Here is a 26,091-nt window from a genome sequence, read left to right as displayed (position 1 = left end):
GCGGGCATGTCCTATCCTGACGCGCACTACTCCGGCGACGGCGAGGCGTCGGCCACGGTTCGCCTCGGCACGGCACCGCCGGAGCTGGATCGGCCCGCGAACACCGGCAGCTACCTGGCCACCGGGGCGAGCACGGGCGGCAAGTTCGGCCTGTACCGCTGGGATTTCAAGGGGCCGGCGACCGGGCCGGGGCCGCACTTTCACCGCACCCTGTCCGAGTCGTTCTTCGTGCTGAGCGGCACCATCCAGCTCTACGACGGCAAGAAATGGAGGAACGGCGAGCCCGGCGATTTTCTGTACGTACCGGAGGGCGGCATTCACGGTTTTCGCAACGAGTCCGGAGAGCCTGCCTCGATGTTGATCCTGTTCGCCCCGGGTGCGCCGCGTGAGGACTACTTCGAAGGGGTGGCCGCAGCCGCGCAGATGCCGGAGGACGAGCGGGCCGAGTTCTACCTGCGCCACGACCAGTATTGGGTGTGACGGGTCGTGAGCGAGGTCGGTGTGCTCCTGCGGCAGTGGCGCGGTAACCGGCGGCTCAGCCAGTTGCAGTTGTCGGCGCAGGCCGGTGTGTCGGCGCGGCATCTGTCGTTCGTGGAGACCGGGCGCTCGCAGCCGACGCGGGAGATGATTTTGCGGCTGGCCGAGGAGCTGGGGGTGCCACTGCGCGCGCGGAACACGCTGTTGCTGGCGGGCGGGTTCGCTCCGGCGTACCCGGAAAGCGCCCTTGATGGTCCTCAGCTCGGCACCGTGCTGGCCGCGCTGCGCGATGTGCTGGCCGGCCACGAGCCCTATCCGGCGCTGCTGGTCGACCGGCACTGGACCATGGTCGACGCCAACGCCGCGGTCGGGTTGTTCCTGCGCGAGGTGCCCGCTGAGCTGCTCGAACCGCCGGTCAACGTGCTGCGGCTGTCGTTGCACCCCCGCGGCCTCGCACCCCGGATCCGCAATCTCGCGCAGTGGCGCACCCATGTGCTGCACCGCCTCGACCAGCAGCCCACCACGACCGCCGATCCGGTGCTGCGCGCGCTGCACGACGAACTGCTGACCCTGCCCGGCGACCGGGATCCACAGGCGCCGAACGGTCTGGTCGTGCCGTTGCGCTTCGACGCCGGCGGCCGGGAGCTGACGTTCATCAGCGTAACCGCGATGCTCGGTACGCCGCTCGATGTCACGCTGTCCGAGCTGGCGATCGAGTCATTCCTTCCGGCGAACGACGAGACAGCCCGCCACCTGCACAAGCGCTAGTGGCAGGATCACGACCATGGATCTGGGACTCGCCGACCGCGTCTACATCCTCACCGGCGCCGCGAAGGGACTCGGCTTCGCCACCGCCGAGGCCCTGACCGCCGACGGCGCCCGCGTGGTGATCGCCGCGCGCACGCAAGCTTCCGTCGACGAGGCGGTGGCTGCCCTTCCGGCGGGGATGGCCCACGGCGTTGCGGCTGACATCACTGACGCGGGCACGCCGGAGCTGCTTGTGCGCACGGCCATGGACACGTTCGGCCGCCTCGACGGCGCGTTGATCTCCGTGGGCGGTCCCCGGCTGGGCTCGGCCTTCGAGCTGACCGACGATCACTGGCGGGAAGCCTTCGAAACGCAATTCCTAGGAGTGGTACGGACAGCGCGCACCGTTGCCGCAGCGCTCACCGGCGGCGGGGCGATCGGGTTCGTGTTGTCCACCTCGACAAAGGTGCCGCTGCCCGGCCTCGGCTTGTCGAACGGGCTGCGCCCCGGCCTGGCCGGCGTGGCCAAGGACTTGGCCGACGAGCTCGCACCGCGCGGCATCCGGGTGCTCAGCCTGCTGCCGGGTCGCGTGCTGACCGACCGTAACCGGCAACTGTTCGCGGCCACCGGTAACCCTGAGAAGGCTCAGGCCGAGGCGACCGCTTCGGTGCCGTTGCGGCGCCTCGGCCGGCCCGAGGAGTTCGGCAAGGTGGCGGCGTTCGCGCTGTCCCCGGCCGCGAGCTATCTCACCGGGCTGCAGATCCCGGTCGACGGCGGGCTGCTGCGCACGCTCTGAGCAGCCTCAGATCTGGTTCTCGCCGCCGTCGACGTACAGGTTGGCGGCGAGCATGAAGCTGCTGTCCGCGGAGGCGAGAAAGGCGACGGCGGCAGCGGCTTCCTCCGGACGCCCGATCCGCCCGATGGGGAGCCGGGAACCCTGGCCGGCCTTGAACTGCGCGGCGTTGTCCTCCCCCATCAGCTCGGTGATGCCCGAGGTGTCGATCGGGCCGGGTGAGATGGCGTTCACCCGGATGCCCCGGCCCTTGAGCTCGGTGGCCCAGGTGCGGGTGAAGGTGCGCAGGGCCGCCTTGGACGCGGAGTAGGCACCGAAGCCCTCGGTACCGCGATCGGCAGCGGTGGACGCGTTGATGATCACCGACGCGCCCTCGTTGAGCACCGGCAGCGCCTTTTGCACGGTGAACACGGTGCCCTTGACGTTGACGCCGAGGATCTGGTCGAGGTCCGCCTCGCCGACCTGACCGAGTCCATGGGCATCTCCCGCAAGAGCATGTATGCGGCCTTCGGCAACAAGGAGGAGCTGTTCCAGAAGGCGTTGCAGCTCTACTCGCAAGGCCCCAGCGCCTACATCGCCGAGGCGTTGCGGGCGCCCACCGCCCGCGAGGCCGCCCGGATCTTCCTCACCGGCTCGGTGCAGTCCAACACCCAGTCCGGATATCCCGCGGGCTGCCTGGGAGTACAGGGGGCGCTGGCGGTCGGCGAGACCGGCCGGCCCGCGCGCGACGCCCTGGCCGAGTGGCGCCGGCGGGGCCAGCTCCACCTGCGCGAACGCTTCCAGCGAGCCGTCCGGGAGGGCGACCTGCCCGTGAGCGCCGACCCGGATCTGATCGCGCGCTACGTCATGACAATCGCCAACGGCATGGCCGTGCAGGCCACCGGCGGCACGACCCGCGAGGAGCTGCAGCAGGTGGCCGACGCCGCGCTGCTGAACTGGCCGCCGGGCTGAACGTCGGCCTTGGCTAACCTGGGCCGATGGATGCGCTGCGACGCCCGACGCCCGACGAGGTGGCCGCCGCGGCCGGGCGGACCATTCCCGATCTGGTGGGCCCGGGGTTGCGTGTGCTGTTCTCGGGCATCAACCCGAGCCTGTACTCGGCGGCGACCGGCCACCACTTTGCCCGGCCCGGCAACCGGTTCTGGCCGGCGCTGCACCTGGCCGGGTTCACGCCCCGGGTGCTGCACCCCTCGGAGCAGGGAATGCTGCCGGACCTCGGGCTCGGCATCACCAACGTCGCCGCTCGGGCCACCACGCGCGCCGATGAGCTGTCCACCGACGAGTTGCTGGAGGGCGGCGAGATTCTGCGCGCGCTCGTGACGGCCTGGCAGCCGCGCTTTCTGGCGGTGCTGGGCGTGACGGCGTACCGGACCGCTTTCCGGCAGCCGAAAGCGGTGACCGGGCCGCAAAGCGAGACCATCGGCGAGGCCCGGATCTGGGTGCTGCCCAATCCGAGCGGCCTCAACGCGCATTACACCCGGGAAACCCTGGGGCAGGCGTACGCCCACCTGCGCTCAGCCGCCGCTACTTGATGCCGGTCTGGGACGGGTCCTTGAGCGCCGCGTCGATGTCGGTGGACGTGCGGCTCAGGATCTTCTGCACCTCGGCCCGGGACAGTGCGCCGTTGGCATGCCACAGGTCGGCGAGGTCCTTGGCGATGATGCTCTCCACCACGATCCAGGCCGGGATCGACGGGTACATCCGACCGACTTTGATCATCTCGCGGAAGGCGGCGTAGGCCGGGTCGGTTTCCAGCCGGGTGCCCGCGATGGCGGCGGTGCGCGCGGGCCACAAGCCGGAGCTGACTCCGTACCGGCGCTGGCTTTCCTCGCTGGTCAGGTACTTGACCCATTCGAAGGCCGCGTCCGGGTGCCTGGCCGACTTGAGGATCGCCAGCGTCGAACCGCCGAGGAAGCCGAACCGGCCGTCCTTGCCCGCGGGCATCGGCGCGGTTCCCCAGCCCGGCTTGAGCCCGGGGCGGTCCGGGTCGGCGAGGTAGTCCCCCACCGACTGCGAGTTGTCGATCGTGATGGCGCCGGTGCCGTTGGCGAACGCCGCGGGCACGTCGCTGGAGGTCAGCTTCATCGCCTTCGGGTCGTCGTACATGCCGACCAGGCGCTGGTAATAGGCGACGCCGTCCACCGCCGGGGCCTCGGCCAGCAGCGACCGGTCACCGGCGTCGGTGAGCAGGTTGCCGCCGGCGCCCCAGATGAAGGGGGCCACGTTGTGGATGATGCCGAAGTTGTTCTCGTTGCCGATGGCCAGCGGCCACACCGGGCTGCCGGAGTCCTTGATCCGCTTGAGGGTGCGCTCGAAGGCGGCCCAGTCGGTGAACGCCGCGGCCGGGTCGATACCGGCCTTGGCCAGCACGTCCTTGCGGTAGAACAGCGCGCGGACGTCGGTCAGCCAGGGCAGCGCGGTGATGTCGGAGCTGCCGAGGCGGTGACTCGCCGACCAGCTCGCTGCGGCGAACACGTCCTGCCCGCCGACCGCGGCGATCTCGGCACCGGTGTACGGCCGCAGGGCATCCAGCGCGCTGAACCCGCCAACCCAGGTGGTGCCCAGGACCGTGACGTCCGGTCCTTCCCCGCTGGTGGTGGCGGTACTGAGCCTGGTCAGCGCCTCGCTCCACTGGATTCGTACCGGATTGATGGTGATGTTGGGGTGGGCCTCATGGAACTTCTGGATCTCCTGCAGCACCGCGCGGTCCTGGATCGGCCCGCCGTACGGCATGTACCAGAAGTCAAGGGTCACCGCAGGCCGGTCGGCGGCATAGCCCACGCTCGCCTTCGATGAGGAAGATTGCGATGCGCACGCCGTCAGCACAAGGGCGGCGATCACCGCGACGGCAGCATGTCGGACAACACCGGGCCTGCTCATGCCCTCCCTATCGGCACCCGTACCGCAACGACTGAGCCACCAGCAACCCTGAAGGTCTGCGATTGACCGGCCGATGAGCAGAGCATGATGGGCAGAATCGCACGGGCGTTGTCGTGGCGCTGGCCACGCATCCTCGCCCTCACTGCGCTGCTGCTCGGTGGCGTGACGATCGCCAACGTCATGCTGCACAGCCGCAGCAGCGAACACGAGCTGTCCCGCTCCCGGCTCAACGAGCTGAACATGCTGCTGCACGAGGAAAGCTCACTGCAGTGGAAGACCCTGTCCAAGGGCAATACGCCGGTACGGGTGGCGCGCGAGCTCGGGGCGATCAGGGGCCGCGAACGCACCATCCTCGACGAACTCGACGCCAGCTCGGCGCTGCGCACCCAGGTCACCGGCTACCACACCGCGCTCGACGCCGAGCTCGGGTTGCTCGGCGTGGGCAAAACCACCGAGGCGCTGGTCCTGGAGCAGCAGCAGACCGACCCAGCCTTCGTCGCGCTGGCCGCCGAACTGGAGGAACTGGGCAAAGCCGAGACCACGGCCGCCAAGCTGGCCAAGCACATCGCCGACATGACGCTGATGCTGGCCATGGGGGCCGCGGTGGCGGGCATGGGGGTGCTGCTGTTCCGCTTCGAACGCGAACACCGGATCTCGCAGCGGGCCACCGAGGAGATGCTGCAGCAACAGCAGATCGCGTTGGACACGCTGACCGAACACGAGGCGCTGGTCCGGCACCAGGCCCTGCACGACCCGCTGACCGGGCTGCCGAACCGGCGGGCGCTGAGCGAGCTGCTCGCCGCGGACAGCCGGCCGGCGCTGCTGCTGGTCGACCTGGACAACTTCAAGCCGGTGAACGACCGCCTCGGCCACGCCGCCGGCGACGACCTGCTGATCCAGGTGTCGCGGCGCCTGCTGGGCACCACCCGCATCGAGGACACCGTCATCCGTCTCGGCGGCGACGAGTTCGCCGTGGTCATCCACGACGGCGACCAGATCGCCGCTATCCACGTGGCCGAACGCATCGTCAAAACCATCGGCGAACCCTTCGACATCGGCCACGCCGCGGTCAGCATCGGAGCCAGCGTCGGCGTCGCCGTAGCCTCCGCATCAGCCGACGGCGACCAGCTCCTGCGCGAAGCCGACGAGGCGATGTACCGGGTCAAGCAGGCGTCAAAGGGCGGCTACGGCATCTTCGTCTGAGCACTTCAAGAGGGGCTGGCCGCTGCGGGCATGATGGGGGCATGGGCGACCTGCGCTGGACGACTGTCCTGAACTATGTGATCGCCGCCCTGCCCGAGCGCTGCGATGCGGTGCTCGTCGAAGGCTCCGCATCCCGGTCCGCGCTGTTCGCCGAGCGGCTGCGCGCCATCAGCGGCGTGCACGTGGTAACCGACCGAACCCACCTGCGCCCCGACGCCACCATCTTCACCGTGTCGGCACGCGGACCGGACGGCCGAGGCGGCGCGAGTCTCGTCGGCGATGGGCGCGCGGACGCCGTCATCGACCTGCACGACGTCACCTGGCCGGTGCTGCGGCACCTCGACCGGGCCCACGCCGAGTACGACCACTGGTACAACACCGAGTCCCGCGCCTTCTTCGCCGCCCGAGCCGCCACCTGGGACACCAAGTTCGGCGCCGACCTCCCGGCCTACGCCGCCGCGGTAGCCGAGGCCGGCCTGATCCCTGGAAGTGTCACGCTGGATGCCGGCTGCGGAACCGGGCGAGCGCTTCCCGCGCTGCGCGAGGCGCTCGGACCTACCGGCACAATCATTGGCGTCGACCACACCGCGCAGATGATCGCCGCCGCAACCGACCGCGCGCGGGCCTGCGGTGCAACCCTGCTGCTCGCGGACGCCTGCAGGCTGCCCCTGGCGGATCACTCGGTCGGCGCCGTCCTGGCCGCCGGCCTCATCCAGCACCTGCCCAACCCCGAAATCGGCCTGACCGAACTGGCCCGCATAACTCACCCCGGCGGCCGCCTGCTCATCTTCCACCCCACCGGCCGAGCCGCCCTGGCCGCCCGCCACGGACGCAAGCTACGCCCCGACGAACCCCTCGCCGAAACGGTGCTGCGGGCAAGCGCCGCTCGCACCGGCTGGGAGGTTACGGGTTATGAGGATGGAGAGAGTCGCTTCTCCGCCCTCGCAATCCGTCGGTGAACGGTGATCGGGCTGGGAGCTTCGCCTTCTGATCCCCTGACGCCTGCATTCCCCACTGCGCCGGACATCAAGCACCCGACCCGGCCTTGCTGCCGATCGGCCTGTTGCTGGTCGGCGCGCTCTTGGGACCGGCTCAGGGCTCGATGCGCTCCGGGACGGCGATGATGACCGGCTCGACGTCGGCGGCGATCAGGGGGCGGACGTCGGCGAACTGGGTTCGGTAGAGCTCGGCGTACAGCCCGCCCGCGGCTACCAGCTCGTCGTGGCGGCCGCGTTCGACGATGCGGCCGTCGTCGAGGACCAGGATGAGGTCGGCTTCCCGGACGGTGGAGAGGCGGTGGGCGATCACCAGGGCTGTGCGGTCCTTGAGGGCGGTGGTGAGGGCGCGTTGGACGGCGGCTTCGGATTCGCTGTCGAGGTGGGCTGTTGCTTCGTCGAGGATGACGATGGAAGGGTGCTTGAGCAGGAGGCGGGCGATGGCGATGCGTTGTTTCTCGCCGCCGGAGAAGCGGTAACCGCGTTCGCCGACCACCGTGTCGAGTTGCTCGGGCAGGGACCGTACGAGATCAGCCACCTGGGCCCCGCGCAGCGCCTCCCACATCTCGTCGTCGGTGGCGCCCGGGCGGGCGTAGCGCAGGTTTTCGGCGATGGTTTCGTGGAACAGGTGGGAGTCCTGGGTGACCACGCCGATGGTGTCGCGCAGAGAGTCGAGGGTGGCGTCGCGCACATCCACGCCGCCGATCCTCACCGCGCCCTCGGTCACGTCGTAGACGCGGGACACCAGCATGGACGTGGTGGACTTGCCGGCTCCGGAGGGGCCGACCAGGGCGACCATCTGGCCCGGTTCCACGGTGAAGTTGACGCCGCGCAGCACCGCGGCGTTCTCGGTGCGGTCGAGCGCGGCCACGTCCTCGAGGGTGGCCAGGGAGACTTCGTTGGCGCTGGGGTAGCGGAAGTGCACGTCGCGGAAATCGATGCGGCCCGAGCCGGGGGCGATGGCCACGGCGTCCGGTTTCTCCGCGATGCCGGGCTTGAGGTCGAGCACCTCGAAGACGCGGTCGAAGGACACCAGAGCGCTCATCACGTCGACGCGGACGTTGCTCAGGGCGGTCAGCGGACCATAGAGGCGGGTGAGTAGCAGCGCCAAGGTGACGACTGTGCCGGCGGTGACGCTGCCGGTGACCGCGAGCCAGCCGCCCAAGCCGTACGTGAGGGCCTGGGCAAGCGAGGCGACCAGCAGCATCGCGACGAAGAACGTGCGGGAGAACATGGCCTGCTGCACACCGATGTCACGCACCCGGCTGGCGCGTTCGCCGAAGCGGTCCGCCTCGGCGTCGGGGCGGCCGAACAGCTTGACCAGCAGGGCGCCGGAGACGTTGAAGCGCTCGGTCATGGTGGCGTTCATGGCCGCGTCGAGGTTGTAGGACTCGCGGGTGATCTCGGCCAGCTTCTTGCCGACCCGGCGCGCCGGGATGATGAACAGCGGAAGCAGCACCAGCGACAGCACGGTGATCTGCCAAGACAGGCTGAACATGACGGCGGCGGTGAGCACGAGCTGGATCACGTTGCTGACCACGCCGGACAGCGTGGAGGTGAACGCGCGCTGCGCCCCCGTGACGTCGTTGTTGAGCCGGCTGACCAGGGCTCCGGTCTGGGTGCGGGTGAAGAACTGCAGGGGCATGCGCTGCACGTGGTCGAACACCCGGGTGCGCAGGTCGAGGATGATGCCCTCGCCGATGCGCGCCGAATACCACCGCTGGGCCAGCGACAGCAGCGCGTCGGCCACGGCCAGCCCGGCGATCAGCAGGGCCAGCCGGATGATCGTGGCCGCGGCGTCCGAGCCCGCGCCGGTGATGGCGTTGATGACGTGCCCGGCGAGCACCGGGGTGGCCACGCCGATGCCTGCCGACACCACGACGGTGACCAGGAAAACCGCGATGTCACGCCGGTAGGGCCTGGCGAAACGCAGGATGCGCCGGGTGGTGCCGCGGGTCAGCCGGTGCTGCGTGACCTTCTCGGAATTCTGGATCGAGCGCAGCATGCTCCAGCTGGATCCGCCGGACATGGGTCCCATGCGTTCATCTCCCCCGCAGCGTCGAACTCGGCGGGCATCAGTGTGCCCGCCGGGTATGACAACTTTTCCGCGCTGCGGGTTGTTCCTTTATTCGAGGCCGGCCAGATCGCGCAGGCGCCGGGTCTGCGCCTCGCGTTCGGCTCGGTCCTGCTGCTCGTAGGTGCGGGTGGCCGCACCGGCCAGCAGGGCCTTGATTTCGGCGGCGGCACCGGCGGGGGCAGCCAGTACGGCGGCGGTGAGGTCGTGCACGGCGGCGTCCAGGTCGCCCGGGGCCACCACCGCGGTGGCCAGTCCGATCCGCTCGGCCTCGTCGGCGGCCACGCGGCGCCCGGTGAGGCAGATCTCCAGGGCTCGGGAGGCTCCGACGAGATCGGTCAGCCGTTTCGTGCCGCCGAGATCGGGTACCAATCCAAGAGTTACTTCGGCCATCGAGAACTTTGCGTCATCGGTGAGCACTCTCAGGTCGCAGTTCAGTGCGAGTTGAAAACCGGCGCCGATCGCGTGTCCGTGCACCGCGGCGATGGTGATGAGAGAGGGCCGGCGTAACCACGTGAATGCATCCTGGAACGACGCAATGCGTTCCGCGCACTCCGGCTCCGGCAACCGCGCTAGTTGAGACAACGAGGAATCGCCATCGCCGCGTGCCACCGACAAGTCGAGTCCGGCGGAAAAAGCGCGTCCCGCACCGCGGACAATGACGACTCGTACGTCGCCCGGCAATTTCCGCGAAATGTTGCCCAGCTCTGCCCACATGGCCGGTGTCTGCGCATTGAGGACGTCGGGCCGGCTCAACGTCACCGACGCTACCGGCCCGTCCTGCGCGTACCGGACACCGGCCTCGAATGTGGAGGCTGCGCTGGTCGTCACGCCTTCTTACGGCGGCGGGCACCGCCCCGCTGCCGGAGCTGAACGCCCGACTCGGTGAGCACCCGGTGCACAAATCCGTACGACCGTCCGGTCGATGCGGCAAGCGCGCGAATGCTCTCTCCGGAGGTGTAACGCTTCACCAGGTCCTTGGCGAGCGTCTGCCGCTCGCTTCCGACGATTCGACGACCCTTCTCAGTGCTCGTGGCTGTGCCTGTGGCTGCCATGTTGAATCCTCACGTCCCACCTGTGCGGTTCGATACGGTCACACCTATTAGACCGCCTTCAACGATCATGCGCTAGGCATCCCGGCTTAGTAGACGTGCCCGTTTATCGGTGTCAGGAACCCGACGATGACCACTGCCATCAATGTCAGACAGTTGCCGGACGAGTCCGATCGGGCGCAATAAGCCATCGAGGACAACGATATGTGAGCGCTCACCCGATCGGTGAATTCCCCCGGATCGGTCGTGGATCACGGGCGGATGACCTGCACAAACATCATCTAACGGAAACGCCGACAACGATGTCACTCAGCGTGCACCGGATCCCTACGGCGGGGCTCGGTCAAATGCCCGATCGGGCATCCGGCACCGCTGGCCATACGCCCGATCCCAGTAGCTCAGTGACCAGTGCCGGGCAGAAGTCGCACTGTCTGTGTGGGCACCAGTTGACAACTGACGATGTCGATGATTCTGGATCTCGCCCGCTGACCGGCCCTGCGGACCTCAGGCCAGCTCGACGAGCTCCAGCAGGTCGTCGCTCCACGCGTCCTCGTCGCCGTCGGGCAGCAAGATCGCCCGGTCCGGCTTGAGCGCCTGCACGGCTCCGGCGTCGTGGGTGACCAGCACGATGGCGCCCGGGTAGTTGGCGATCGCGTCCAGCACCTGCTCGCGGCTGACCGGGTCGAGGTTGTTCGTCGGCTCGTCGAGCAGCAGCACGTTGGCCCCGGAGCAGACCAGCGTGGCCAACGCGAGCCGGGTCTTCTCGCCACCGGACAACACGCCCGCCGGCTTGTCCACGTCGTCACCGGAGAACAGGAACGCACCCAGGATCTTGCGCAGCTCAGTGTCGGTCTGCTCGGCCGCGGCACTGCGCATGTGCTCGAGGATCGTGCGGTCCACGTCAAGCGTCTCGTGCTCCTGGGCGTAGTAGCCGAGGCGCAGGCCGTGCCCTGGACGTACCTCTCCGGTGTCGGGCTGAAGCAGACCACCCAGCATGCGCAGCAGTGTGGTCTTGCCGGCGCCGTTGAGGCCCAGGATCGCGACCCGGGAGCCGCGGTCGACCGCCACGTTGACATCGGTGAAAATCTCGAGTGAGCCGTAGGACTTCGACAGCCCCGCCGCGGTCAGCGGGGTCTTGCCGCACGGCGCCGGGTTCGGGAAGCGCACCTTGGCCACCCGGTCGGAGGTGCGCACGTCCTCCAGGCCACCGAGCAGCTTCTCAGCGCGGCGGGCCATGTTCTGTGCAGCAACCGTCTTGGTGGCCTTCGCGCGCATCTTGTCGGCCTGCGCCATCAGGGCGCCGGCCTTCTTCTCGGCGTTGGCGCGCTCGCGGCGGCGGCGGCGCTCGTCGGTCTCGCGCTGCTCCTGGTACTTCTTCCAGCCCACGTTGTACATGTCGACGACCGAGCGGTTGGCGTCGAGGTACCAGACCTTGTTGACAGCGGCCTCGAGCAGGTCGACGTCGTGGCTGATCACCACCAGGCCGCCCTTGTGCTGGGCCATGTAGCCACGCAGCCAGGCGATGGAGTCCTGGTCGAGGTGGTTGGTCGGCTCGTCGAGCAGCAGGATGCCCTTGCCGTTCTGCCCGGAGTTGGCGAACAGGATGCGGGCGAGCTCGATGCGGCGGCGCTGACCACCGGACAGGGTGCCGATGGTCTGGGCGAGGGCGCGGTCGGGCAGGCCGAGGTTGGCGCAGATCCGGGCCGCTTCGGACTCGGCCGCGTATCCGCCGAGCGCGGCGAACTGGTCCTCGAGGATGCCGTACCGGCGTACCAGTTTGTCGTCGGCACTTTCCTCGAGTTTGATCTCCAGCTTCTGCATCTCGCTGAGGATGACGTCGAGCCCGCGGGCCGACAGCACGCGATCGCGCCCGGTGACGTTGAGGTCACCCGTTCGCGGGTCCTGCGGCAGATACCCGACCTCGCTGGTGGTCTCCACGGAACCCGCGTAGGGCTGCCCCTCACCGGCCAGGACCTTGAGGGTGGTGGTCTTGCCGGCGCCGTTGCGCCCCACCAGGCCGATCCGGTCGCCGGGCTGCACCCGCAGCGTGGTCGGGGAGATCAGGATGCGGGAACCGGCGCGCAGTTCGAGTCCGGTGGCGGTAATCACGGAAAGTTTCTCGCTCTCGGGAGGAACGCTGGCTCAGGCACACGGAAGCCCCGTCTGGCAGGTGGTTGAGCCAGGCGGGGCGGGGCAGGTCAGCCTTCGCAGAGCAGCACGCGCCAATTGTACCGGGCGCCTCAGGACACCTCCCACCCGATTAAGTCGCAAGATCATCGGGTAATCGCCGCACACACGCCCGGGGGGACTGGATGGAACTTAACGAGAACGCACGGATCGACACCAGCCAGATCGACGACGAGCGTTCCTCGGGTGGCGGCGGTGGCGGCGGGATCGGCGGATTGCCGATCGGTGGCGGCGGCCTGACGGGGATCATCGTCACGGTGCTTATCGCGCTGGTTGGCGGCTACTTCGGGATCAACAACCTGGGGGGCGGCGGCGGCTCGACGCAGACTGGCGACAACAAGACGCTGGCCCAGCAGTGCTCGCAGGCCGGCAAGCTCGACAAGCTGGAATGCCGCAACGCGCTCTACGTGAACTCGATCCAGGACTACTGGAAGGACGCGTACCCGCAATACTTCAAGGGCCAGTACGAGCCCTCGACGACCGAGTTCTTCTCCAACCGGGTGAACACGGGTTGCGGCGCCGCGGACTCCGGCGTTGGGCCGTTCTACTGCCCCGCCGACGACAAGGTCTACATCGATCTGACCTTCTACCAGGTGCTGTCGCAGCAGCTTGGCGCGCCGGGCGAGTTCGCCCAGCCCTACGTGCTGGCCCACGAGTACGGGCACCACATCCAGGACCTGGCCGGCAAGGTCAACGCGCAGAACAACCAGACGTCGGTGAAGGTCGAGCTGCAGGCGGACTGCTACGCGGGCGCCTGGGCCAAGAACGCCACCGGCACCGACGATGGCAGCGGCCAGAAGATCTTCACCAGCATCACCACCGAGGACATCCAGCAGGGCATCCAGACGGCCGGTCAGATCGGCGACGACACCCTGCAGAAGAAGTCCGGCGGCACTGTCAACCCGGCGGAATTCACCCATGGCACGAGCGCGCAGCGCCAGAAGTGGTTCAGCGAGGGCTACAACAGCGGCAACCCGCAGAACTGTGACACCTTCGCGGCCGGGGCGGTTTCGTAGGGCGGTTGAAAAAAGCGGTGGCGGGCGCGGCGGCACGCCGACACGATGACGGCATGCTTGGGCTGGGGAAACTCCGGGGTTCTGGTCGCGTCGTCACTGGGTGGGGCGCGGGGCAGCAGCCGGTGCTTGATGACCGGGCGGTGTCCGTACCAGTGTCATGATCTCGGCTCTGGTGTCGGGGGTGGTCGCCGGTTATGGGGTTGCCCTGCCGGTCGGGCCCATCGCGGTGCTCATCGCCGGGCTCAGCGCTCGGGAATCGTTGTGGGTAGGCGCGGCCGCCGGGATGGGGGCCGCGACCGCTGACCTGGTGTATGCCGCGCTCGCTGTCCTCGGGGGCGCGGCGATTGCCGGGGTGATCGAGCCGGTTGCCACTCCCCTGCGCTGGGCCGGAGCTGCGGTCCTCATGGTGATGGCCGCGCGGATCGCCTGGTCGGCGCGCTCGGCTGCTTCGGTGGATCGGCGACTTGGCCGGACTACGCCGCTGGGGGCGTACCTCGGCGTTCTCGGATTGACTTTGCTCAACCCCGCGACCATCGCGTACTTCGCTGCCCTGGTGCTCGGCCGGGGCGGCGAAGGTGGCGGGCTGTGGTTCGTGGTGGGCGCGTTCCTGGCGTCGGCAAGCTGGCAACTGGTCATCGCAGCCAGCGGCGCCCTGGCCGGCCGGTACCTGACCAGCCCGAAGGCCAAGATGATCACCGCCCTGGGTTCCAGCGCGGTGATCGTGGCGCTGGCTGTGGGCCTAATGCTCTGACAGATGCTTGACCGAGGTGTACGTGTCGAGCACGAGTTCGCCCGAGCGCCCGTCGAACCGGGTGATCGACGCGTTCGGCACGCCACCCTGCGCGGCGACGGCTTGAATACCGGGCCAATCCAGGTGCTCCACCACGTACCGCATCATCATCACCACGGCATCATGCGCAACCACCACGACCCGCTCGCCCGCATGAGCGCGGTTCAGATCATCCAGGAACGACTGCAACCGTACGGCGATGTCAGCGAACGTTTCCCCGTTCGGCGGCTGGTAGTGCCACGGACCCGCCTCTTGCAGCCGTTCAGGCTCACCCGGAAAACGCTCGGCGATCGCGGCGCGGGTCATCATCTCCAGGTCTCCGAGCAGCCGGTCGACCAGCCGGTCATCGGTCTGCGGAGAAGGAAACGACAGCCCGGAAGTCTCCGCCGCGATGCGCCAGGTCTCCCTCGCTCGCAGGTACGGGGATGTGATCACCACCTGCGGAATGAGGTCGGTGGGCAGGCCGGCCAGCCACTGGCCGACCGCCTGGGCCTGCTCGACGCCTACCTCGGTGAGTTCGACGTCGGTGTCACGGCCGGTCAGCCCGGAATCGGCCAGGCCGGCGGCATCCGCCCGGGGGAACGCCACGTTGGAGGCGCTCTGGCCGTGTCGGATCAGGATCAGCTCGGCAACCACACCCATGATCGCGACTTTATCGCGGGGTTCGGGTACGCGGCTGCGGCGCGCGCCTCAAGCCGGGCTGTCGCGGATCAGGATGCGGATGGCGCGGGCCTGCGTAACGGCCTCTTCCAGCACAGCTCGACGCGGTTCCGGTACGTCGAGGAAGCGCTCGTGGCGCAGCGCCAGCAGGGGCGCAAGCTGAGGCACTTCCAGGATCGCGTCAACGGCGGCCCGATCACCGCCCGTGACCAGGGCGTCGAGCGTCCGTACCGAGGGGAGCAGGATGCGGCCCGCAATGGCTGCGCCGTCGGCGGTTGCCGCCTTGGCTTGGTTGTCGCGGCGGCGGGCGAAGCGTTGCTGGGACCAGCCGCCTGCCGCGGTTCGGCCCTGGACGTAGTGGGTGTCGACCTTGGAGGTGACAAGGTCGGGGCCGTCCGCGATTCCTACGGCTACGGCTCCCTTGCGGGCGAGCAGAAGGCCGAGGCGGCGGGGTTCTGTGGCGACGGTGGTGAGTTCGGGCAGGTCGGCGGGGGTGGGCACGGGGTGGGGGCGCCGGGTGGGGCGGAAAGCTCGGCGGTTGCTTTGTCCGTACCGGTGACGATCAAGCCTTGGGTTGTGCAGCCGCCGTGGCGGGGGGCGAAGTTTTCGAGCCAGCGTGGCAGGCGTTCCGGGGCGACGTCGACCCATCGTCCGCCGCCGGCTGCGGGTCGCGCGCTCATGGGGTCAGCTTACGGTGGGATGATCGCGGCATGACCGGAACGTGGGCGGCCGGCGTTGTGCCGAGGTTGGTCCGGACGTACGACGCGGCTCGTGACCCTGAGCGGGCCGTTCACGCTGCTGCGTACATGCGGGATCAGTTTGCTTTTCTGGGGTTTCCGGCCGCGACGCAGCGGGCGCTGGCTCGCAGCATGCTGGCGGGTGTGCCGAAGCCCGGCGAGGATGACCTCCGCGACGTTGCGCTGGCGTGCTGGGAGTTGCCCGAGCGCGAATACCAGTACTTCGCGTGTGATCTGTTGCGGACACACGTGAAGGTGCCGGGGCCGGACTTCCTTGCCGTGGCCCGCACCCTGATCACCACCAAGTCCTGGTGGGACACCGTTGATGCGCTGGCTGCACGCGTCGTCGGGCCGTTGGTGCGCCGGCATCCGACGTTGACGACAACCATGGATCAATGGCTGGAAGACGACAACCTCTGGATTATCCGTACGGCCATACTGCACCAGCTGCACTACGGCGCGGAGACTGATCGGGACCGGCTGTTCGGCTACTGCACCCGGCAGGCGGCGCACCCGGACTTCTTTGTACGCAAGGCGATTGGGTGGGCGCTGCGGCAGTACGCGCGGACCGACCCCAACGCGGTACGGAGTTACCTGGCTACGCACCGCTCGGAGTTGTCGCCGTTGTCGGTCCGCGAGGCGGCGAAGCACCTCTCTGGTGAGGACCAGTTCCCCAGGTCGGCCACTACCGTCTCGTCGCCTTCGACGCTCGCAGCGCTGGTGCGCCCGAAGAGGTAGAGCAGGCAGTCGCTCGCCGAGCCGTGAATGGTGGCATGCCGGCATTCTCTCGAATCGATCATGCCGGCAGCCTCTCGATGAGGGTCCGGTACCAGCCGATGCCGGCGAGGAAGGCGTCCACGGTGATGTGCTCGTCGTGGGCGTGGATGGCCTCGCGCTGGGCCCGGGTCATAACGAACGGGGTGAAACGGTAGACCCGCTCGCAGATGGTGGTGAAGTGCCGGGCGTCGGTGGCGGCCATCATCACGTACGGCGACGTCAACGCCTCGGGAAAATGCTCGGCGGTGATTGCCTCGATCAACTGGAAGGCGTCGTCGAGCGGAGAAGACGGGGATGGCTCGCCCTGCTCGACGACGCGGATGCTGACCTGCTTGTCGTTCACCGCTTTGCGTACATGGGCGAGTACGCCGGCCACGGTGTCGCCGAGCAGAATGCGAATGTTGACGCCTGCGGTCGCCGTGGAGGCAATGACGTTCAACGCCGGCGATCCGCGCAACGTGGTGATGGCGAACGTGGTCCGTACCATCGCGGCAGCTTCCGGCCCGGCGGCCAGCAACAGGCGGGTGAGGGCGGGACGGAAGGTGGCGGCGGCACTGAGGGCGTACCGCAAAGGAAGCGCAGCATGCGGAGCCGCGCGGCGGAACAACTCCACGGTGGCCTCCGGAATCCGAGCCGGCATCGACGTGCGATCCAACCGGGTGACCGCCCGCGCCAGCCGCGCAGTCGGCCCGTTACGGGCGGGGGTCGACGCGTGCCCACCCCGCCCGGTCGCGGACAGTTCGAGCGAGGTCAACCCTTTCTCGGTGACGCCAATGGCCGCTATGGGTTTCGAAACACCGGGCAGGACGCCGTACGCCACAGCGCCACCCTCATCCAGCACGAACCACGGTCGCACCCCACGCCGGCGCAACTCCTCCACCGCCAGCGGTGCCGCCTCCCCCGCGATCTCCTCATCGCACCCGAACGAGAGCCAGATGTCCTGGGCGGGCACATAGTCGGCGGTCAGCAGATCCTCCACCGCCTGGCAGATGGCGACCAGGCTGCCCTTGCAGTCGAGGGTGCCGCGCCCCCAAATCACCCCGTCCTCGAGCACCGCGCCGAAGGGCGGGTGGGTCCAGGCCCCCTCCACGGGTACGACATCAATGTGCGCCATGAGGACGACGGGCTTCGCTGAGGTTGTTGTTTCGGCCGAGCCGGCCTCGTCGGCTGGCTGGGTCGCGGATCGTGCTGGCCAGTGGAAGAGCAGGCCATGGCGGCCGATGCGGGTCGGTGGCAGGCGTTCATGCAGCAGGGGGAACTGTTCGCGCAGCATGTCGAGGAAGGCATCGAAGGCTGCGTGGTCCCAGTCAGCAAGGTCCCGCGTGGAGACAGTGGGAATGCGCAGCAATGCCCGTAACTTCTCCACCGGCGGGATCATGACCCCATCTTCCGCCTCACCCCGCCCCTGAGAAAACGGAACCGCCGGGTGCGGCAACACCCGGCGGTTCTTTGTACCTGTGAGCAAGGTCTTCGGTTTTATGGTCCTGAACCACATGGCTTGGTTTCGGGAAGCGGCTTGCTGGCTAACCCCTGGAGCTTAGCGCTACGAATGGACTACGGGGAGTCATTCGATGCGGCTTTCTATCGACGCTTGATCGCTGGGGGTTTGTTCTGTGAGCCTGGCTGCACACCTCACCAGGTGCCTTCGGCGGCTGTGCGCGGGCTGAACGCCGCGGTTGATCAGTGCCGCTTCTTCCTGTCCAGCCCCGCTTGCGGGGGACGCGGCTCCCACCGGACAACGTCTACAGCGGACTCCGGGTCTTGCACCAGCCCAAGAAACGACAGGCATCGCATGACCCGCCCACATCCCCGGTCATGCCCCAAGTGGCCGGGGGCGACTTCAGGAACCGCCGGTCGCAAGCAGCGCACGGCTTGGCGGCAAGCCGTGCGCCGCCGCAAGTTGTTGCGGCAGCGCGCGGCCTGGCCGGAGGACCGCATGACCCCGTCAGGTCGTGAGCTGCAGGTCAGACGTTGAAGCCGAGGGCGCGCAGTTGCTCGCGGCCGTCGTCGGTGATTTTGTCGGGGCCCCACGGCGGGAGCCAGACCCAGTTGATGCGGAAGTCGTTGACCAGGCCGCCGCCGGGGCCGGTGGTGAGGGCCTGACGGGTCTGGTCCTCGATGACGTCGGTGAGCGGGCAGGCCGCCGACGTGAGCGTCATGTCGATGGTCACCACGTTGTCGTCGTCGACGAAGGTGCCGTAGACCAAGCCGAGGTCGACCACGTTGATGCCGAGTTCGGGGTCGACGACGTCCTTCATCGCCTCTTCGACGTCCGCGAGCGACGCCTTCTTGCCGCCTCCAGCCGGTGCCGCCTCGGCAGAACCCGCAGCACCCGGCGCATCCGAGCCCGCAACAACCGAGCCCGTAGCCGCCGTGGACGTGGCGGAAGTGGAAGCGGGGGCTACGCCGGGTCCGCCGGTGAGGACTGACGGGGTGGCGTCGTCGGAGAGCGGGGAGGTGGCGTCGTCGGGCGCGGCTGTGGCGGCCGCGGTGTCGGCGATTTCCTCGATGGTTCGGTCGGTCATGCCTTTACCTCCGGGTTGACGCTGACGCCCGCGCGAGCGGCCGCGTCCTTGAATGCCATCCACGGCAGCAGGGCGCACTTGACGCGCGCCGGATATTTGGCCACGCCGGCGAAGGCGATGCCGTCGCCGAGGACGTCCTCGTCGGGTTCGACCTGGCCGCGGCCCTGCATGAGCTCGACGAAGGCTTCGTGGATCTCGTTGACCTCGGCGGGCGTGCGGCCCTTGAGCAGCTCGTACAGCACGGAGGCGGATGCCTGGCTGATCGAGCAGCCCAGTCCGTCGTACGAGATGTCGGAAAGATCGTCGCGGACGCGCAGGGTGATCTCGTCGCCGCAGGTCGGATTGACGTGGTGGGCTTCGCCCTCGAACGGGTCGCGCAGGCCGCGGCCGTGCGGGTGCTTGTAATGGTCCAGGATGATTTCCTGGTAGAGCTGATCCATCATCAGGCGAACACCTTCCGCACCTGCTCCAGACCGCGCGCCAGGGCGTCGATCTCGTCGGTCGTCGTGTAGAGGTAGAACGAGGCCCGGGTCATCGCCGGAACTCCGAACCGTGTGCACACCGGTCGTGCGCAGTGGTGGCCCACCCGTACCTCAACACCGAGATCGTCGAGAATCTGCCCGACGTCGTGCGGGTGCACGCCATCGACGCCGAAGGACACCGTGCCGCCGCGGCCTTCCGGGCTGGCCGGGCCATAGATGCGCACTCCCGGAACCTCGGCGAGGGCCTTGAGGGCGTACGCGGTGATGTCCTGCTCGTGGCGGTGGATGTCGTCCATGCCCAGGGCCGTCAGGTAGTCGACCGCTGCGCCGAGACCGATGGCGGCGGTAATCGGCGGGGTACCGCCCTCGAAGCGGGCCGGCGGGGGCGCGAACGTGGTGCCGCCCATGGTCACCGTTTCGATGGTGGAACCGCCGGCCAGGAACGGGGGCATCCGCTCAAGCAGCTCGGCGCGGCCCCACAGCACGCCGATGCCGGTCGGGCCGAGCATCTTGTGGCCGGTGAAGGCGATGAAGTCCACGCCGAGCTCGGCCACGTCGACCGCGAAATGCGGGACCGACTGCGAGCAGTCGAGCATCACGAGGGCGCCGACTTCGCGGGCCCGGGCGACGAGGCGCGCCGGATCGTTGATCGTGCCCAGGATGTTTGACATGTGCACGACCGACACCAGCTTGGTGCGCTCGTTCACCAGCTCGTCGAGCTGGGACTCGTCGAGGCGGCCCTCGTCGGTGACGCCGAACCAGCGCAGGGTGGCACCGGTGCGCTCGCACAGCAGCTGCCACGGCACAAGGTTGGAGTGGTGTTCCATCTCCGAGACCACGATCTCGTCGCCGGGGCCGAGCGACAGGAACTGCCCGGCCGTCCAGGCGACGAGGTTGATGGCCTCGGTGGAGTTCTTGGTGAACACCACCTCGTCCGGGTTGGCCGCGCCGATGAACGTGGCGACCGTGGCGCGGGCGCCTTCGTACGCCTCGGTCGACTCGGTGCCCAGAGTGTGCACCGAGCGCGACACGTTGCCGTTGTGCCGCTCCTGGTGCACCTTCATCGCTTCCAGCACCTGGCGCGGCTTCTGCGACGTGTTCGCGCTGTCCAGGTAGACCAGCGGATGCCCGTTGATCTCCCGGCTGAGAATGGGGAAGTCGCCGCGGACGCGGACCACGTCGAAGGACATCGTCAGGCCTTCACACCTGCGACGTAGCGCTCGTAGCCCTCGGCTTCCAGCTGTTCGGCGAGCTCGGGGCCACCCTCTTCGACGATCTTGCCGGCGACGAAGACGTGCACGTAGTCCGGCTTGATGTAGCGCAGGATCCGCGTGTAGTGGGTGATCAGCAGCAGGCCGGTCTCGCCGGTGGCACGGACCCGGTTGACGCCCTCGCTCACCACGCGCAGCGCGTCGATGTCGAGGCCGGAGTCGGTCTCGTCGAGAATCGCCATCTTGGGCTTGAGCAGCTCAAGCTGCATGATCTCGTGGCGCTTCTTCTCACCGCCGGAGAAGCCCTCGTTGACATTGCGCTGGGCGAACGTCGGGTCCATCTGGATGCGCTCCATCGCGGTGCGCAGCTCGCCTGCCCAGGTGCGCAGCTTCGGCGCTTCGCCGTCGATGGCGGTCTTGGCCGTGCGCAGGAAGTTGGCGACCGACACACCGGGCACCTCGACCGGGTACTGCATGGCCAGGAACAGCCCGGCGCGGGCGCGCTCGTCGACCGTCATGGCCAGCACGTCATCGCCATCCAGGGTGACCTGTCCGCCGGTGATCTCGTACTTCGGGTGGCCGGCGATGGAGTACGCCAGGGTCGACTTGCCGGAGCCGTTGGGGCCCATGATGGCGTGGGTCTCGCCCGACTTCACGGTGAGGTCGACCCCGGCCAGAATCGGCTTCAGGTCGCCATCGGGCAGCTTGACCGAAACCTGCAGGTCGCGGATCTCCAGGGTGCTCACGGTTCTACTCCATTACTGGGTGTGGTCGAAACGTAGATGTCGCCGTCGCGGATCTCGACGGGGAAGGTCGCCACCGGCTCGGTGGCGGGCAGGCCGGACGGCTCCCCGGTGCGCAGGTCGAAGCGGGACCCGTGCAGCCAGCACTCGATCATGCAGCCCTCGATCTCACCCTCGGACAGGGCGACCGCGGCGTGGCTGCACTCGTCGTGCACGGCGTAGAAGGTGTCGTCGTCGGCATGCACCACGGCGACCTCGACCCCGTTGATCTCGGTCTGGATCGCGGTGCCCTTGGCCACGTCGGCAGCGCTGCCGACCAGCTCGAAGCCCATGCGGTCAGGCTCCGGTCTTGGCGAGCCGGGCTTCGATGGCGTCGCCGAGGCGCTCGCGCAGCTCCTCGACGGGCACCTTGTTGATCAGCTCGGCGAAGAAGCCGCGCACGACCAGCTTGCGGGCCTCGCGCTCCGGGATGCCGCGGGCCATCAGGTAGAACAGCTGCTCCTCGTCGAAGCGGCCGGTCGCACTGGCATGCCCGGCCCCGACGATCTCGCCGGTCTCGATCTCCAGGTTGGGCACCGAGTCGGCGCGGGCGCCGTCGGTCAGCACCAGGTTGCGGTTGATCTCGTAGGTGTCCGTGCCGGTGGCCTCGGAGCGGATGAGTACGTCGCCGACCCAGACGGTGTGCGCCGATGCGCCCTGCAGCGCGCCGCGGTAGCCGACGTAGCTGCGGCAATCCGGGATGGCGTGGTCCACCAGTTGGCGGTGCTCCTGGTGCTGGCCGGCGTCGGCGAAGTAGAGGCCCCACAGCTCGGCGTCGCCGCCGCGGGCCGCGTATTCGACGCTGGTGAACTGGCGGACCAATGCGCCGCCCAGCGTGACCTGCACGTGCTGCACGCGGGAGTCCTTGCCGACCCGGAACTTGATGTGCTGGGCCTGCACCGACGCGTTGTCCCACTCGGCGATGGTGACGAAGGTCAGCTGCGCACTGTCGCCAAGCACGACCTCGACGTTGTCGGCCACCGTGGCGGTGCCGGTCTGCTCCAGCACGATGGTGATCTTGGCGAAGTTGCCAACCCGTACGTAGGTGCGCGCGGCGGCGGCCTCGCTACCCTGCCCGACGACGCGGATCACGGCCGGAGCGTCAGTAACGGTGTCCGCCGTGACGTCGATCAGGGTCACAGCGGCGGCCGAGCCGTAGGCCAGGGCGCTGATCCGGTCGAAGGGGGTGAGGACGTCCTCCACCTTGCCGGCCTCGACGCTGGTCACCGAGATGCCGGCCGGCAGGTCACCGGGGGCGAACCCGGGGGCCGTGCCGGCCAGCGACGTGGCCGTGATCAGCGAGCCGAGCTGCTTGATCGGGGTGAAGCGCCACTCCTCCTCCAGGCCGGTGACGGCCGGGAAGTCGGTGACGTCGAAGGAGCGCAGCACCTGCGACTTGGTGCTCGGCGGTGCCATGGCCTCGGTAGTCATCTCGTCCTAATTCGTTTTCGTCTCGTAGCTCGACCCGGACAACGCTGGCAAGGGGGCGTCAGCCGACAGCCCCCTCCATCTGCAGCTCGATGAGGCGGTTGAGTTCGAGGGCGTATTCCATCGGAAGCTCCTTGGCGATCGGCTCGATGAAGCCGCGCACGATCATCGCCATGGCCTCGTCCTCGGTCAGGCCCCGGCTCATCAGGTAGAAGAGCTGGTCCTCGCTGACCTTGGAGACGGTCGCCTCGTGGCCCATGTTGACGTCGTCCTCACGGATGTCCACGTAGGGGTACGTGTCCGAGCGCGAGATCGTGTCGACCAGCAACGCGTCGCACTTGACCGTGCTGGCGCTGTGGTGCGAGCCGTCGAGCACCTGCACAAGACCGCGGTAGGAGGTGCGGCCACCACCCCGGGCGATCGACTTGCTGATGATCGTCGAGGAGGTGTGCGGCGCGGCGTGCACCATCTTGGCGCCGGAGTCCTGGTGCTGACCCTCGCCGGCCATCGCGATCGAGAGCACCTCGCCCTTGGCGTGCGCGCCGGTCATGTAGACGGCGGGGTACTTCATCGTCACCTTGGAGCCGATGTTGCCGTCGATCCACTCCATGGTCGCGCCCTCTTCGCAGGTGGCGCGCTTGGTGACCAGGTTGTAGACGTTGTTCGACCAGTTCTGGATGGTCGTGTAGCGCACCCGGGCGTTCTTCTTCACGACGATCTCGACGACCGCGGAGTGCAGCGAGTCCGAGGAGTAGATCGGTGCGGTGCAGCCCTCGACGTAGTGCACGTAGCTGCCCTCATCGGCGATGATCAGCGTGCGCTCGAACTGGCCCATGTTCTCGGTGTTGATCCGGAAGTAGGCCTGCAGCGGGATGTCCACGTGCACGCCCTTCGGCACGTAGATGAACGAGCCACCGGACCACACGGAGGTGTTCAGCGCGGCGAACTTGTTGTCGCCGACCGGGATCACCGTGCCGAAGTATTCCTTGAAGATGTCCTCGTGCTCCTTGAGGGCAGTGTCGGTGTCGAGGAAGACGACACCCTGCTCCTCCAGGTCATCACGGATCTTGTGGTAGACGACCTCGGACTCGTACTGGGCTGCGACACCGGCGACGAGGCGCTGCTTCTCGGCCTCGGGGATGCCCAGCCGGTCGTACGTCGCCTTGATGTCCTCGGGAAGCTCTTCCCAGCTCTGGGCCTGCTTCTCGGTGGAGCGCACGAAGTACTTGATGTTCTGGAAGTCGATGCCGGTGAGGTCGGCGCCCCAGTTCGGCATGGGCTTGCGGCCGAACAGGCGCAGGCCCTTGAGGCGAAGGTCGAGCATCCACTGCGGCTCGCTCTTCTTCGCCGAGATGTCACGCACCACGGCCTCGGACAGACCGCGCTGCGCGGCGGCACCCGCGACGTCGGCGTCGGCCCAGCCGTACTCGTACTTGCCAAGAGCGGCCAGGTGCTCTTCCTGAGTGACGATCTGGTCGGTCATCTATCCGTCCTAACCGTGGTTACTTGAGTTACTGGTGCTGGGGTCGCGCACTGCGGAGCGGGAATGTGCGTGGTGCACACCCCGTCGCCGTGCGCGATGGTGGCAAGACGCTGCACGTGGGTGCCGATGAGCCGCGAGATGACGGCGGTCTCGGCGTCGCACAGCTGGGGGAACTCGGCGGCCACGTGCGCCACCGGGCAGTGGTGCTGGCACAGCTGCCCACCGGAGGCGATCGTGGTCGCGTTGGCAGCGTAGCCCTCGGCGGTCAGGGCCTCGGCGAGAGCCTCGGCCCGCGCGATCGGGTCCTCCCCCGCCTCGAGCAACGCCGCCCGGCAGCGCTCCTCCAACGCGGAGACCTGGGTGGCGGCGAAGGCGTCGACCGCCTCACGACCGCCGTGCTCGGCGATCCAGCGCAGCGCCGCGGTGGCGATGCCGTCGTAGAAGTGCGGGAAGCCCTCGCGCGCGGTGGCGGTGAGCACGAACAGCTTAGCGGGACGTCCCCGGCCGCGCGGGCCGCGCTGCGGCATCTCGCGCGCCTCCACGAGGTGCTCGGCGAGCATCGCATCGAGGTGCTTGCGGATGGCGGCCGGGCTCAGCCCCAGCTGGACGCCCAGCTCGGCGGCGGTCGCGCCACCGCAGTCAAACAACAACTGGGCGACCCGGTCACGAGTGCGGCCGTCAACCGCGGCCGTCGAAGGTGTGCGGGATCGGGTGGCCGGATTGACCAGCCGCCTGCTCCCCGCGATCACCTCGTTTTTCACTACGCCAACGTTACGTATTTCGGCGCGCCCCTGCAAACCGGCACCCCGGTGATACAGGACACCGCCCCGTGGAGGCCCTGAGCTGCAAGATCAATATCGGGCGTAGCATTCCCGGAGTGAGCAGTCCCACCCTGTTGCGACGGTTGGCCCTGGCGTCCCTGATCGCCAACATCGCGCTGGTCGTCACCGGCGCGGCGGTCCGGCTGACCAGTTCGGGGCTGGGCTGCCCGACCTGGCCGCGGTGCACCGACGCGTCATATGTGACCACCCCGGAGATGGGCGTCTACGGCGTCATCGAGTTCGGCAACCGGGTGCTGGGCATCCTGCTCGGCCTGATCGCGCTCGCCACGTTCGTCTCGGCGCTCCTGCAGAAACCCCGGCGCAAGTCGCTGGTCGTGCTGTCGCTCGCGGCCGGCCTGGGCATCCCCGGGCAGGGCGTCATCGGCGGGATCACGGTCCTCACGGACCTCAACCCCTGGGTGGTCGGGCTGCATTTCCTGCTCTCGATGGGTCTCGTTGCCATCACGTACGCCCTCTGGCAGCGGGTGAAGCAGGGAGATGAGCCGGTACGACCGCTCGTCCCCCGCCCCCTGCACCAACTGGCGCTGCTGACCACGCTGGCCTCGACAGCCGTGATCGTGGCAGGCGTGATCGTGACCGGCAGCGGGCCGCACTCGGGCGACGCGGGCGCCAAGCGCAACGGCCTCGACCCGGCCGCCATCTCCCAGGTGCACGCCGACCTGGTCTTCCTGCTCATCGGGCTGTCCGTGGCGCTCTGGTTCGCGTTGCGCGCCGTGCGCGCCCCGGCCACCGCAATCCAGGCGGCGGCCCTGTTCATCGGGGTGGAGCTGGGCCAGGGGCTGATCGGCTTCGTGCAGTACTTCACGCACCTGCCGGTCATCCTGGTCGGCTGCCACCTGCTGGGTGCGGCGCTGGTCTGGACGGCCACGCTGAACGTGCTGTGGAAACTCCGCGAGCGCCCGGTGCCCGCTGCGACCGGCTCCCCCGCGCCGGTCGCAGCGGGCACCGGG

Annotated in this window: 26 protein-coding genes and 2 pseudogenes; 11 read left to right on the top strand and 17 right to left on the bottom strand. The window is 68.5% G+C overall.

Annotated elements, in window-relative coordinates; translation table 11 throughout:
- The first annotated feature begins 6 nt into the window (after positions 1–6).
- The 3 genes from TFC3_RS10010 to TFC3_RS10000 are packed head-to-tail and all read left to right on the top strand — an operon-like array spanning position 7 to position 2,020.
- The gene (locus TFC3_RS10010) at positions 7–480 is read left to right on the top strand and encodes a cupin domain-containing protein (RefSeq protein WP_067498527.1); all 474 of its coding nucleotides are present in this window, start codon (positions 7–9) and stop codon (positions 478–480) included.
- Between the two features lie 6 nt (positions 481–486).
- Positions 487–1,245 carry a helix-turn-helix domain-containing protein gene (locus TFC3_RS10005; RefSeq protein WP_067498519.1) on the top strand — a complete coding sequence of 253 codons (759 nt, stop codon included), beginning with the start codon at positions 487–489 and terminating at the stop codon, positions 1,243–1,245.
- A gap of 16 nt (positions 1,246–1,261) precedes the next feature.
- Positions 1,262–2,020: an SDR family oxidoreductase gene (locus TFC3_RS10000; RefSeq protein ID WP_067498517.1), complete on the top strand. Its 759-nt coding sequence runs from the start codon at positions 1,262–1,264 to the stop codon at positions 2,018–2,020.
- A 6-nt stretch (positions 2,021–2,026) separates the two neighbouring features.
- Here TFC3_RS10000 and TFC3_RS39185 read toward each other — a convergent pair whose 3' ends face one another.
- Positions 2,027–2,428, bottom strand: a complete 402-nt coding sequence (locus tag TFC3_RS39185; protein ID WP_236718054.1) for an SDR family oxidoreductase — start codon at positions 2,426–2,428, stop codon at positions 2,027–2,029.
- Here TFC3_RS39185 and TFC3_RS39180 point away from each other — a divergent pair.
- Positions 2,414–2,968, top strand: a complete 555-nt coding sequence (locus TFC3_RS39180) for a TetR/AcrR family transcriptional regulator (RefSeq protein WP_236718053.1) — start codon at positions 2,414–2,416, stop codon at positions 2,966–2,968. The two genes, TFC3_RS39185 and TFC3_RS39180, sit on opposite strands and share 15 nt — an antisense overlap.
- A gap of 26 nt (positions 2,969–2,994) precedes the next feature.
- Complete coding sequence (gene mug / locus TFC3_RS09985) at positions 2,995–3,549, top strand: G/U mismatch-specific DNA glycosylase (protein WP_067498512.1); 555 nt, start codon at positions 2,995–2,997, stop codon at positions 3,547–3,549.
- Here the strand turns inward: mug and TFC3_RS09980 are convergent.
- The gene (locus TFC3_RS09980) at positions 3,542–4,858 is read right to left on the bottom strand and encodes an extracellular solute-binding protein (RefSeq protein ID WP_067498509.1); all 1,317 of its coding nucleotides are present in this window, start codon (positions 4,856–4,858) and stop codon (positions 3,542–3,544) included. The two genes, mug and TFC3_RS09980, sit on opposite strands and share 8 nt — an antisense overlap.
- Before the next feature lie 126 nt (positions 4,859–4,984).
- On the opposite strand from TFC3_RS09980, the gene TFC3_RS09975 reads away from it, so the two are divergent.
- Positions 4,985–6,100: a GGDEF domain-containing protein gene (locus TFC3_RS09975; protein WP_161952561.1), complete on the top strand. Its 1,116-nt coding sequence runs from the start codon at positions 4,985–4,987 to the stop codon at positions 6,098–6,100.
- A gap of 41 nt (positions 6,101–6,141) precedes the next feature.
- The gene (locus tag TFC3_RS09970) at positions 6,142–7,059 is read left to right on the top strand and encodes a class I SAM-dependent methyltransferase (RefSeq protein ID WP_082771952.1); all 918 of its coding nucleotides are present in this window, start codon (positions 6,142–6,144) and stop codon (positions 7,057–7,059) included.
- 133 nt (positions 7,060–7,192) lie between these two features.
- Here TFC3_RS09970 and TFC3_RS09965 read toward each other — a convergent pair whose 3' ends face one another.
- From TFC3_RS09965 to TFC3_RS09950, 4 genes are all read right to left on the bottom strand, one after another.
- A complete protein-coding gene (locus TFC3_RS09965) occupies positions 7,193–9,124 on the bottom strand; it encodes an ABC transporter ATP-binding protein (protein ID WP_067498503.1) in 1,932 nt (643 codons plus the stop codon).
- A 96-nt stretch (positions 9,125–9,220) separates the two neighbouring features.
- Entirely contained in the window at positions 9,221–10,000 is a 780-nt protein-coding gene (locus TFC3_RS09960; protein WP_067498501.1) for an enoyl-CoA hydratase/isomerase family protein, read from the bottom strand.
- Positions 9,997–10,224, bottom strand: coding sequence for a helix-turn-helix domain-containing protein (locus TFC3_RS09955; protein WP_015620263.1), 228 nt, complete (start codon positions 10,222–10,224; stop codon positions 9,997–9,999). The genes TFC3_RS09960 and TFC3_RS09955 overlap by 4 nt, the downstream gene beginning before the upstream one ends.
- A 501-nt stretch (positions 10,225–10,725) precedes the next feature.
- A complete protein-coding gene (locus TFC3_RS09950; RefSeq protein ID WP_067498498.1) occupies positions 10,726–12,330 on the bottom strand; it encodes an ABC-F family ATP-binding cassette domain-containing protein in 1,605 nt (534 codons plus the stop codon).
- A gap of 203 nt (positions 12,331–12,533) precedes the next feature.
- On the opposite strand from TFC3_RS09950, the gene TFC3_RS09945 reads away from it, so the two are divergent.
- Both TFC3_RS09945 and TFC3_RS09940 read left to right on the top strand, forming a co-directional pair.
- Positions 12,534–13,424: a neutral zinc metallopeptidase gene (locus TFC3_RS09945; protein ID WP_067498496.1), complete on the top strand. Its 891-nt coding sequence runs from the start codon at positions 12,534–12,536 to the stop codon at positions 13,422–13,424.
- Between the two features lie 157 nt (positions 13,425–13,581).
- Positions 13,582–14,175: a LysE family transporter gene (locus TFC3_RS09940; protein WP_067498493.1), complete on the top strand. Its 594-nt coding sequence runs from the start codon at positions 13,582–13,584 to the stop codon at positions 14,173–14,175.
- On the opposite strand, the gene TFC3_RS09935 is transcribed toward TFC3_RS09940, so the two are convergent.
- Together TFC3_RS09935 and TFC3_RS09930 are read right to left on the bottom strand one after the other, a co-directional pair.
- Positions 14,164–14,856: a histidine phosphatase family protein gene (locus TFC3_RS09935; RefSeq protein ID WP_067498491.1), complete on the bottom strand. Its 693-nt coding sequence runs from the start codon at positions 14,854–14,856 to the stop codon at positions 14,164–14,166. The genes TFC3_RS09940 and TFC3_RS09935 overlap by 12 nt on opposite strands.
- Before the next feature lie 48 nt (positions 14,857–14,904).
- Positions 14,905–15,554: pseudogene (locus TFC3_RS09930) on the bottom strand (acVLRF1 family peptidyl-tRNA hydrolase).
- 30 nt (positions 15,555–15,584) lie between these two features.
- Between TFC3_RS09930 and TFC3_RS09925 the strand changes: the two are divergent.
- Complete coding sequence (locus TFC3_RS09925; RefSeq protein WP_082771950.1) at positions 15,585–16,349, top strand: DNA alkylation repair protein; 765 nt, start codon at positions 15,585–15,587, stop codon at positions 16,347–16,349.
- Positions 16,350–16,407: 58 nt separating this feature from the next.
- On the opposite strand, the gene TFC3_RS09920 is transcribed toward TFC3_RS09925, so the two are convergent.
- The 9 genes and pseudogenes from TFC3_RS09920 to TFC3_RS09880 form a co-directional block, all read right to left on the bottom strand.
- A complete protein-coding gene (locus TFC3_RS09920) occupies positions 16,408–17,766 on the bottom strand; it encodes a M20/M25/M40 family metallo-hydrolase (RefSeq protein WP_067498489.1) in 1,359 nt (452 codons plus the stop codon).
- Positions 17,767–18,352: 586 nt separating this feature from the next.
- A pseudogene (locus TFC3_RS09915) lies at positions 18,353–18,739 on the bottom strand (metal-sulfur cluster assembly factor); the annotation flags it as partial.
- 170 nt (positions 18,740–18,909) lie between these two features.
- Positions 18,910–19,359: a Fe-S cluster assembly sulfur transfer protein SufU gene (sufU, locus tag TFC3_RS09910; protein WP_067506345.1), complete on the bottom strand. Its 450-nt coding sequence runs from the start codon at positions 19,357–19,359 to the stop codon at positions 18,910–18,912.
- On the bottom strand, positions 19,356–20,585 hold the full coding sequence (locus TFC3_RS09905) for a cysteine desulfurase (protein WP_067498485.1): 1,230 nt from the start codon (positions 20,583–20,585) through the stop codon (positions 19,356–19,358). Before TFC3_RS09905 ends, sufU begins: the two co-directional genes overlap by 4 nt.
- Positions 20,586–20,587: 2 nt before the next feature.
- Positions 20,588–21,352, bottom strand: a complete 765-nt coding sequence (gene sufC / locus TFC3_RS09900; protein ID WP_067498483.1) for a Fe-S cluster assembly ATPase SufC — start codon at positions 21,350–21,352, stop codon at positions 20,588–20,590.
- Positions 21,349–21,681, bottom strand: a complete 333-nt coding sequence (locus tag TFC3_RS09895) for a non-heme iron oxygenase ferredoxin subunit (protein WP_067498480.1) — start codon at positions 21,679–21,681, stop codon at positions 21,349–21,351. Before TFC3_RS09895 ends, sufC begins: the two co-directional genes overlap by 4 nt.
- 4 nt (positions 21,682–21,685) lie before the next feature.
- A complete protein-coding gene (gene sufD / locus TFC3_RS09890) occupies positions 21,686–22,819 on the bottom strand; it encodes a Fe-S cluster assembly protein SufD (RefSeq protein ID WP_067498474.1) in 1,134 nt (377 codons plus the stop codon).
- A 58-nt stretch (positions 22,820–22,877) separates the two neighbouring features.
- Positions 22,878–24,299: a Fe-S cluster assembly protein SufB gene (sufB, locus tag TFC3_RS09885; RefSeq protein WP_067498471.1), complete on the bottom strand. Its 1,422-nt coding sequence runs from the start codon at positions 24,297–24,299 to the stop codon at positions 22,878–22,880.
- Positions 24,296–25,027 (bottom strand): metalloregulator ArsR/SmtB family transcription factor, encoded by a 732-nt coding sequence (locus tag TFC3_RS09880; protein WP_067506342.1) that lies wholly within the window; start codon positions 25,025–25,027, stop codon positions 24,296–24,298. The genes sufB and TFC3_RS09880 overlap by 4 nt, the downstream gene beginning before the upstream one ends.
- A 149-nt stretch (positions 25,028–25,176) precedes the next feature.
- On the opposite strand from TFC3_RS09880, the gene TFC3_RS09875 reads away from it, so the two are divergent.
- The coding region (locus tag TFC3_RS09875; protein WP_236718052.1) for a heme A synthase at positions 25,177–26,091 on the top strand (915 nt) is incomplete at its 3' end.

It is taken from the genome of Actinoplanes sp. TFC3 (assembly GCF_001553785.1).
Classification (GTDB): domain Bacteria; phylum Actinomycetota; class Actinomycetes; order Mycobacteriales; family Micromonosporaceae; genus Actinoplanes.
The sequence above is the reverse complement of the archived record's forward strand: the minus strand, read 5'-3'. Positions and strand labels throughout refer to the sequence as shown.